Consider the following 8,364-nt stretch of genomic DNA (forward strand, 5'->3'; position numbering starts at 1 on the left):
GCAATATCGGCCGGTCGGGGCGCCCCTGAAGCCGCGAAAAGCACCGCAGAATCGGCCAGACGCCGATGTCGAGCGGCCGTCCTCCAGATAATCCAATCGATCACCTTCGGCCCATTGCTTCGGCCCATAGACGCGATGCTCACCCCGCACCCGCTGCGCGAGGCGCTGCACAACGAGGTCCACGCCCGTCCGCCCGAGCGGCTCGCGGCGCCGCTGGCGCTCAGCCACCTGGCGGTGCTCACGCCCAATGGCGAGGGCGTTGCGGCGCGCGAGCACCTGAACGCGCTGCTGCGCTCGCGTCATCTGCCGCTGCCGGCCGAGGACGCGAGCCATGTGAGCCTGGAACTCGGCGGCGGCCTGCACCTGCGCTGGGAGCGCCACACCGAGTTCCAGACCTTCACGTTCTGGCGCGCCGAGCGCGAGGCGCCCAGCTTCGACGCGATGCCCTCGACGCTGCTGCCGCAGGACTGGCTGGCGCGCACGCCGGGCCAGTGGCTGGTGGGCCTGCACCTCGCGGTGCTGCCGCAGTTCGACCTGCACGGCGCCCAGCTGGTGCGCGACGCGCTCGACGACGACAGCCTCGTCGCCTCGACCGTGATGGACGCGCAAGGCGAGGTCGCCACCGACTTTCGCCTGCATGCCGACGGCTACGCCCGCTGCGTGCTGCGCGTGGGCCAGATGTCCGCGCGCCGGCTCGGCCGCGCGGTGCAGCGCGTGGTCGAGATCGAGACCTACCGGATGATGGCCTTGCTGGGCCTGCCGGCCGCGCGCGCGGTGGGGCAGACGCTGGCCGACGCCGAGGCCGAGCTCGCGCGCATCGCCGGTGCGATCCGAGACGCGCGCAACGACGAGGAACCCGAGCTGCTGCGCCAGCTCACCGCGCTGGCCGGCCGCGTCGAGGGCCTCTATGCGGCCACGCACGCGCGCTTCTCGGCGAGCACCGCCTATTTCGAGCTGGTGCAGCGGCGCATCGACGAGCTGCGCGAAACCCCGCTGCCGGGGCTGCAGACCATCCGCGAGTTCATGGACCGTCGCCTCGCGCCGGCGATGCAGACCTGCTTGTGGGCGCAGCGTCGCCAGCAGGCGCTGTCGGAGCGCATCTCGCGCACCAGCAACCTGCTGCGCACGCGCGTCGAGATCGCGCAACAGCAGGGCAGCCAGGCCCTGCTCGACGCGATGAACCGGCGCCAGAAGGTGCAGCTGCTGCTGCAAAGCGCGGTCGAAGGCCTCTCGGTCGCGGCGATCACCTATTACGGCGCGGGCCTCGTCGGCTACCTCGCCAAGGGCGCGCAAAAGCTCGGCCTGGCCGTCGCGCCCGAGGTGCTGGTGGCCGGCGCGATCCCGCTCATCGCGCTGGCCACCTGGCTGGTGGTTCGCAGGCTGCATCGCGCGGCCCATGCCGCGGTGGAGGGCTGATGGACACCCTGGCTTTCGATTTCGACGCCCGCCGCGGCTACTCCTCGCAACGCCTGCCGGTGTTCGCGCGCAACGTGGTGGCCACCTCGCATCCGCTGGCGGCACAGGCCGGCCTGCGCATGCTGCTGGCCGGCGGCAATGCGGTCGACGCGGCGATCGCCGCGGCCGCCGCGCTGACGGTGCTCGAGCCGGTCAGCAACGGCCTGGGCTCCGACGCCTTCTGCCTGCTGCACGACGGCACGCGGCTGCACGCGCTCAACGCCTCGGGCCGTGCGCCGGCGGCGTGGACGCGCGAGCGCTTTGTCGCGAAGTACGGCGCCGATGCGCGCACGCCTCCGCGCCGCGGCGTCGACAGCGTCACCGTGCCCGGCGCGGTGAGCGCCTGGGTGGCCTTGAGCGAGCGCTTCGGCAAGCTGCCCTTCGCCGACCTGCTGCAGCCGGCCATCGCCTATGCGCGCGACGGCGCGGTCGTGCCGCCGGTGGTCGCGGCCAAGTGGGCGGCGGCAGTGCCGCAGCTGCGCGACCAGCCGGGCTTCGCGCAGGCCTTCATGGTCAACGGCACGCGCGCGCCGCGCGCCGGCGAGCTGTGGCGTTTTCCCGCCGCGGCGCGCGCGCTGGAGGCGATCGCGCTCACGCGCGGCGAGGCCTTCTACCGCGGCGAGATCGCGCGGGCCATCGCGGCGCACCTGCAGGCGCACGGTGGCGCGATGAGCGAGGCCGATCTCGCCGCGCACCGCTGCGACTGGGTCGAGCCGGTCTCGCTGGCCGCCTATGGCAAGCGCCTGCACGAACTGCCGCCCAACGGCCAGGGCCTGGCGACGCTGATCGCGCTGGGCATCTCGCAGCGCTTCGACCTGGCGTCGATGCCGAGCGACGCACCCGAGACCCTGCACCTGCAGATCGAGGCGATGAAGCTCGCCTTCGCCGACGCCTACCGCTACATCGCCGATCCTGCCGCGATGCGCGTCACGCCCGCCGACCTGCTGGCCGGCGCCTACCTCGACGCGCGCGCGGCCCTGATCGACCCGAAGCGCGCGCAGGCCTTCGAGGCCGGCGCACCCGGCGACCTGCATCGCCGCGGCGGCACCGTCTACCTCACCGCCGCCGATGCCAGCGGCCTGATGGTGAGCTTCATCCAGAGCAACTACCAGGGCTTCGGCTCGGGTGTCGTCGAGCCGGCGTTCGGCATCTCGCTGCAAAACCGCGGCCACGGCTTCTCGCTCGATCCCGCGAGCGAGAACCTCGTCGCGCCGGGCAAGCGGCCGTTCCACACCATCATTCCGGCCTTCCTGACCGACGGCGACGGCGCCGCGCGCATGAGCTTCGGCGTGATGGGCGCCAACATGCAGCCGCAAGGCCAGCTGCAGGCCGTGCTGCGGATGCTCGCCTACGGCCAGCATCCGCAGATGGCCTGCGACGCGCCGCGCTGGCGCTTCAACGAGGGCCTGGACCTCAACGTCGAGGCCGGCATGCCCGAGGCCACGGTGAAGGGCCTGCTCGCACGCGGCCACCAGCTCTCGGTGATCGACGATCCGTACCAGGACTTCGGCGCCGGCCAGTTCATCTGGCGGCTGGGCGACGCGGCCCGCGAAGGCTATGCCGCCGCCAGCGACCCGCGCCGCGACGGCCAGGCGGTGGGTTTTTGAGCGCGCAGGACCAGGCGCTGGCGGCGCGCCTCGCGCGGCTGTCGCCCGGCTGGCGCAGCGACCTGATCTTTCCCGCCTTCGACGGCGTGGTGGCCGAGCGCGGCGAGGCGCTGGTCGTGCGCACGCCGTCGAACCCGCACTACTACTGGGGCAATTTCATGCTCTACGAGCGCGCGCCGCGCGCGGGCGAGCTGGCCGCGTGGGTGGCCGCGTTCGAGCACGAGGTGCACGGCGTCCAGCCGAGCTCGCGGCACATCGCGCTCGGCCTCGATGGCGTGGCGTCCTTCGAACTGCCCGACGAGCCGGCGGCACAAGGCTTCGAATGCCATGCCGCGACCGTGCTCACGATGCGCCGGGAGCAGCTCACGCCGCAGCCCGAGGCGCCGCGGCTGGACGGCGCGCGCATCGGCTCGCTCGAGCCGCGCGGCTATGCGGCCGCGGTCGAACTCCAGTGCCTGTGCAGCGAAGCGGACGGTGAGGGCTTCGAGCCCGCGCTGTTTCGCGACTTCCGCGAGCGCCAGATGGCGCGCTATGCCGCGATGAACCGCGCCGGTCGCGGAGACTGGTTCGGCGTCTTCGCGCCGGGCGACCGGCTCCTCGCGGAGTGCGGCCTGTTCACCGACGCCACCGGCCGTATCGGCCGCTTCCAGCATGTCGACACGCATCCCGACTGGCGCCGGCGCGGCCTGTGCCGCGCGCTCATGCACGCCGTGGCGCGCCACGGTTTCGAGCGCCTCGGCGTCGACGAGCTGGTGATCGTGGCCGATCCCGACGACGTCGCGATCGGCCTCTACGAGTCGCTCGGCTTCCGGCGCGGCGCCACCACCTGGCAGCTGCAGCGCCGCGCACCGGTCGACATGACTTCGCGATGACCGACACCACCGACAAGAAAAGCCGCATGCCCTGGGGCGGACTGTCCCTCGCGATCGCCGGCGCGATCGCGTTCTCCGGCAAGGCCATCGTCGCCAAGCTGCTCTACCGCCACGGCGTCGATGCCGTCACGGCGCTGTTCTTTCGCATGCTGTTCGCGCTGCCGTTCTTCCTCGCGATGGCGTGGTGGGGCAGCCGCGGCAAGCCCGCGCTCGCCGCGCAGGACAAGCGCATGGTCGCGCTGCTGGGCGTGACCGGCTACTACCTGGCGAGCTTTCTCGACTTCCTCGGCCTGCAGTACATCAGCGCCAGCCTCGAGCGCCTGATCCTCTACCTCAACCCGACCCTTGTGCTGGCGCTGGGCGTCGTGCTGTTCAAGCAGCGCGTGACCGCGCGGCAGCTGCTGGCGATCGCCGTCAGCTATGCCGGCGTGCTGCTGGTGTTCGGCCACGAGGTCGGCTTCCAGGGGCCCGACGTCGTGCTCGGCACGGCGCTGGTGTTCGGTAGCGCGGTGAGCTATGCGGTCTACCTGGCCTACAGCGGCGAGGTGGTGCGAAGGCTCGGCTCGCTGCGCCTGGTCGGGCTGGCCAGCACGGTCGCGTGCGCGCTGTGCATCGGCCAGTTCTTCGTGCTGCGTCCGCTCGACACCGCGCTGGCGGTGCCGCAGGCGGTGGTGTGGCTGTCGCTGCTCAACGCCACCGTGTGCACGGTGGCGCCGGTGCTGATGGTGATGATGGCCATCGAGCGCATCGGCCCGACACTGGCGGCGCAGACCGGGATGATCGGCCCGATGAGCACGCTGCTGATGGGCATCGTCATCCTCGGCGAACCGTTCACCGCGTGGATCGCGGCCGGCACCGCGCTGGTGCTGGCCGGCATCTGGCTGCTGGCGCGCTGGCGCTGAGCTGCCTCACATGCTGGGCATGTCGGCGGTGCAGGCACCGACATGCCGCGACTGCGACGAGATCTTCATCGGCACCTCGTGGCCCTGCTTGTAGACGGTCTGGCTGAGCTCGGAGCTGAACGTGCGCCTGGCCGCGACGTTGCGCACCACGGCCTCGGTGCGCGTGCCGTCGGCCAGCGTGCAATCCATCTTCCAGCTCGCGGTGTTGCCCTCGCGCCGCGCGTCCGAGATGCTGCACTTCGCGCCCTTGGCCTCGGCCTTGCGCTGGTCGACGCCGGGCGTGAGGTGGATGTCCTTGGCGAGGAACTCCTTCGTGTAGCAGACCTTGGTGGTCGCGTCGGCGAAGGTCTTGGTCTGGCCCGACTCGAGGTCGAGCCCGGTGATCTTGGTGCGGGTCTCCCAGGCGCCCGGCTCCATCACCGCCTGCGCCTGCGCCGCGAAGGCGAACAGGCTCGAGGCAGCGGCGAGGCACGTGAGGCTGGGACGGACGATGGCAAGGCTTCGGTTCATGGCAACTCCTGAGAAGGTCCGGCAGCGTAAGCGCGTTTCGAGGCCGCGAAGGCGCTGCTGCAAGAGCGACGGCGGAACGAGGCAACCCCACTGAGCGCAGCGGGTTTGCCCGGCGCGTTGGCGCGCATTTGTTCGCGGCGCTGCGCGCGGATCCAGGGTGGTGACGGACGATCGTTCGTCGATGTCGAAAGGCAGGTTCGACTTTCACCGTCTACCGCGAACGGCGGGCGGCGCCCAAACTGCGTTCACCCCATCAGCTTCCGTCACGGAGCCCGTCATGAACCGCCTTAACGAAAAAGTTGCCCTCGTCACCGGCGCCAGTGCCGGCATCGGCCGCGCCACGGCCCTGTTGTTCGCCGCCGAAGGCGCCAGGCTCGTCGTCGGCGCGCGTCGCCAGCACGAGCTCGACGCGCTCGTGGCCGAGATCCGCGAAGCAGGCGGACAGGCCGTCGCGCTGGCCGGCGACGTGCGCTCGGAAGGCTATGCGCGCGATCTGGTCGCGCTGGCCGTCGAGACCTACGGGCGTCTCGATATCGCCTTCAACAACGCCGGCGTCCTGGGCGAGGGCGGGCCCAGCACCGGTGTCTCGGAAGCCGGCTGGAACGACGCGCTGGCGATCAACCTGACCGGCGCCTTCCTCGGCGCCAAGCACCAGGTCGCGCAGATGCTGGCCAACGGCGGCGGCTCGGTGATCTTCACGTCGACCTTCGTCGGCTACACGGTCGCGTTCCCCGGCACCGCGGCCTATGCGGCCAGCAAGTCGGGCCTGATCGGCCTGACGCAGGCGCTGGCCGCCGAGTACGGCCCGCAGGGCGTGCGCGTCAACGCGGTGCTGCCCGGCGCGGTCGACACCGACATGTACCGCGAGAAGAACGACACGCAGGAATCGCAGGCCTTCATCACCGGCTTGCACGCGCTCAAGCGCATCGCCAGGCCCGAGGAGATCGCGCGCTCGGTGCTCTACCTGGCCAGTGACGACTCGTCCTTCGTCACGGGTACCGCTGCGCTGGTCGACGGTGGCCTGTCGATCACGCGCACCTGAACCGCGCCGACCAGGCCACCGCGTCGCTCCCGGGCCTTGTGCCCCGCACCATGTCTTAGAGTGCAGCTCGCGTCGTCATATCGCGGGCTGCAGTTCATGTTGAAGCTGGACGGGATCGCCACTTTCGTGGCCGTGGCCGAGTCGGGCTCGATCAGCGAGGCGGCGCGCCGCCTGCACCTGTCGAAATCGGTGGTGAGCGAGCGGCTCGCCGATCTCGAGCAGGTGCTCGGCGCCCAGCTGCTGCACCGCACGACGCGCAAGCTCAGCCTCACCGAGGACGGCGCCGCGTTTCTCGAGAAGTCCGCGCGCATCCTGCGCGAGGTCGACGAGGCGCAGTCCGAGATGGCGCAGCGCCGCGGCAGCCTGGTCGGCCCGCTGCGCATCTCGGCGCCGGTGACTTTCGGGCGCATGCACCTCGCACCGGCACTCATGCCCTTTCTGCGCGCTCATCCGGGCATCGAGCTGACGCTGGAACTCGACGACCGCCGGGTCGACGTGGCCTCCGAAGGCTACGACGGCGTCGTGCGGCACGGCGCGCTGGCCGATTCGCGGCTCGTCGCGTGGACGCTGGCCAGAAGCCGGCGCCAGCTCGTCGCTGCGCCCGACTACCTGGCGCGCCACGGCATGCCCGAGAGCATCGCCGACCTGCGGCGCCACCGCGGCATCTTCTATACCAATCGCGGCGTGGCGGACTGGCAGTTCCAGCAGGGCGCCGAGCTGCTCGCCGTGCGCGCAGCGCATGCGCTGCGCGTCAACAACGGCGACGTGATGCGCGACGCCGCCGAGGCGGGGCTGGGCATCGCGCTGCTGCCCTCGTTCATCGCCGGCGCAGCGATCCGCTCGGGCGCGCTGGCCGTCGTCGATGTCGGCCTGCCGGCGGTCGAGGAGTTCATCTACGTCGCGCATCCCGAAGGGCGCCGCCCCTCGGCCAAGCTGCGCGCCATGGCCGACGCGCTCAAAGTCGCATTCGGTGACCCGCCTTACTGGGAGGTTTGAAGACGCGATCGGCGCGGGCCCGCAGAATGCCGGCTTTCAGGCACTCGAACGGAAAGCTCTCGTCATGGATCTCGGCATCGCAGGCAAGTGGGCGCTGGTGTGCGCCGCCAGCAAGGGCCTCGGCAAGGGTTGCGCGCAAGCGCTCGCGGCCGAGGGGGTCAACGTGGTGATCACCGCGCGCGGCGCGCAGGCGCTCGAAGCCACAGCGGCCGAGATCCGGATCGCGCACCCGCACGTCGAGGTGGTGGCGGTGGCCGGCGACATCACGACGCCCGAGGGCCGCGTCGCGGCGCTGGCGGCCTGCCCGAAGGTCGACATCCTGGTCAACAACGCCGGCGGCCCGCCGCCGGGCGATTTCCGCGACTGGGACCGCAGCGACTGGATCAAGGCGCTCGACGCCAACATGCTCACGCCGATCGAGCTGATGAAGGCGGTGGTCGACCCGATGATGTCGCGCGGCTTCGGGCGCATCGTCAACATCACCTCGGGCGCGGTGAAGGCGCCGATCGACATCCTCGGCCTGTCGAACGGCGCGCGCTCGGGCCTGACCGGCTTCGTCGCCGGCCTGGCGCGCAAGACGGTCGCGAAGAACGTGACGATCAACAACCTGCTGCCCGGCCCGTTCGATACCGACCGCCTGGCCGCGACGATGAAGGGCGCGGCCGAGTCCTCCGGCAAGCCGCTGGCCGAGGTGATGGCGCAGCGCGCCGCGCAGAACCCGGCACGCCGCTTCGGCACCGCGGCCGAGTTCGGCGCGGCCTGCGCCTTCCTGTGCAGCGCGCACGCCGGCTTCATCACCGGGCAGAACCTGCTGATGGACGGCGGAGCCTATCCGGGCACGTTCTAGACGTTCTAGATGTGAAGCTTCAATAGGTTGTATCGGGTGTTCATCCGGATGGGGTTTGAGAGACTGGAAGTCGCCAAACCTCAATCCAACCCAAAGAGCCGACCCGGATGAACACCCATAAGCATGCCCGATT

Annotated in this window: 8 protein-coding genes; 7 read left to right on the top strand and 1 reads right to left on the bottom strand. The window is 71.1% G+C overall.

What is annotated here, in order from left to right; translation table 11 throughout:
* The first annotated feature begins 135 nt into the window (after positions 1-135).
* Genes ACO2TI_RS16135 through ACO2TI_RS16150 form a run of 4 tightly spaced genes read left to right on the top strand, consistent with a single transcriptional unit; the run spans position 136 to position 4,836 of the window.
* Entirely contained in the window at positions 136-1,416 is a 1,281-nt protein-coding gene (locus ACO2TI_RS16135) for a DUF3422 family protein (protein WP_423285881.1), read from the top strand.
* Entirely contained in the window at positions 1,416-3,062 is a 1,647-nt protein-coding gene (locus tag ACO2TI_RS16140; RefSeq protein ID WP_423285882.1) for a gamma-glutamyltransferase family protein, read from the top strand. The genes ACO2TI_RS16135 and ACO2TI_RS16140 overlap by 1 nt, the downstream gene beginning before the upstream one ends.
* Positions 3,059-3,934, top strand: a complete 876-nt coding sequence (locus tag ACO2TI_RS16145) for a GNAT family N-acetyltransferase (protein WP_423285884.1) — start codon at positions 3,059-3,061, stop codon at positions 3,932-3,934. Before ACO2TI_RS16140 ends, ACO2TI_RS16145 begins: the two co-directional genes overlap by 4 nt.
* Positions 3,931-4,836 carry a DMT family transporter gene (locus ACO2TI_RS16150; RefSeq protein ID WP_423285885.1) on the top strand — a complete coding sequence of 302 codons (906 nt, stop codon included), beginning with the start codon at positions 3,931-3,933 and terminating at the stop codon, positions 4,834-4,836. The genes ACO2TI_RS16145 and ACO2TI_RS16150 overlap by 4 nt, the downstream gene beginning before the upstream one ends.
* Before the next feature lie 6 nt (positions 4,837-4,842).
* Here the strand turns inward: ACO2TI_RS16150 and ACO2TI_RS16155 are convergent, their stop codons facing one another.
* Positions 4,843-5,346 carry a DUF3617 domain-containing protein gene (locus tag ACO2TI_RS16155; protein ID WP_423285886.1) on the bottom strand — a complete coding sequence of 168 codons (504 nt, stop codon included), beginning with the start codon at positions 5,344-5,346 and terminating at the stop codon, positions 4,843-4,845.
* Positions 5,347-5,623: 277 nt separating this feature from the next.
* On the opposite strand from ACO2TI_RS16155, the gene ACO2TI_RS16160 reads away from it, so the two are divergent.
* The 3 genes from ACO2TI_RS16160 (at position 5,624) to ACO2TI_RS16170 (ending at position 8,231) form a co-directional block, all read left to right on the top strand.
* Entirely contained in the window at positions 5,624-6,388 is a 765-nt protein-coding gene (locus tag ACO2TI_RS16160; protein WP_423285887.1) for an SDR family oxidoreductase, read from the top strand.
* A gap of 96 nt (positions 6,389-6,484) precedes the next feature.
* Positions 6,485-7,384 carry a LysR family transcriptional regulator gene (locus tag ACO2TI_RS16165; protein ID WP_423285888.1) on the top strand — a complete coding sequence of 300 codons (900 nt, stop codon included), beginning with the start codon at positions 6,485-6,487 and terminating at the stop codon, positions 7,382-7,384.
* Between the two features lie 64 nt (positions 7,385-7,448).
* Positions 7,449-8,231: an SDR family oxidoreductase gene (locus ACO2TI_RS16170; protein WP_423285889.1), complete on the top strand. Its 783-nt coding sequence runs from the start codon at positions 7,449-7,451 to the stop codon at positions 8,229-8,231.
* The last annotated feature ends 133 nt before the right edge of the window (positions 8,232-8,364 follow it).

It is taken from the genome of Caldimonas sp. KR1-144 (assembly GCF_049446155.1).
Classification (GTDB): domain Bacteria; phylum Pseudomonadota; class Gammaproteobacteria; order Burkholderiales; family Burkholderiaceae_C; genus Rivibacter.

Bases quoted from the DNA above. Each gene is read 5' to 3' on its own strand.
- ACO2TI_RS16155 (WP_423285886.1), bottom strand. From the start codon at position 5,346: ATGAACCGAAGCCTTGCCATCGTCCGTCCCAGCCTCACGTGCCTCGCC.
- ACO2TI_RS16135 (WP_423285881.1), top strand. From the start codon at position 136: ATGCTCACCCCGCACCCGCTGCGCGAGGCGCTGCACAACGAGGTCCAC.
- ACO2TI_RS16160 (WP_423285887.1), top strand. From the start codon at position 5,624: ATGAACCGCCTTAACGAAAAAGTTGCCCTCGTCACCGGCGCCAGTGCC.
- ACO2TI_RS16150 (WP_423285885.1), top strand. From the start codon at position 3,931: ATGACCGACACCACCGACAAGAAAAGCCGCATGCCCTGGGGCGGACTG.
- ACO2TI_RS16170 (WP_423285889.1), top strand. From the start codon at position 7,449: ATGGATCTCGGCATCGCAGGCAAGTGGGCGCTGGTGTGCGCCGCCAGC.
- ACO2TI_RS16165 (WP_423285888.1), top strand. From the start codon at position 6,485: ATGTTGAAGCTGGACGGGATCGCCACTTTCGTGGCCGTGGCCGAGTCG.
- ACO2TI_RS16140 (WP_423285882.1), top strand. From the start codon at position 1,416: ATGGACACCCTGGCTTTCGATTTCGACGCCCGCCGCGGCTACTCCTCG.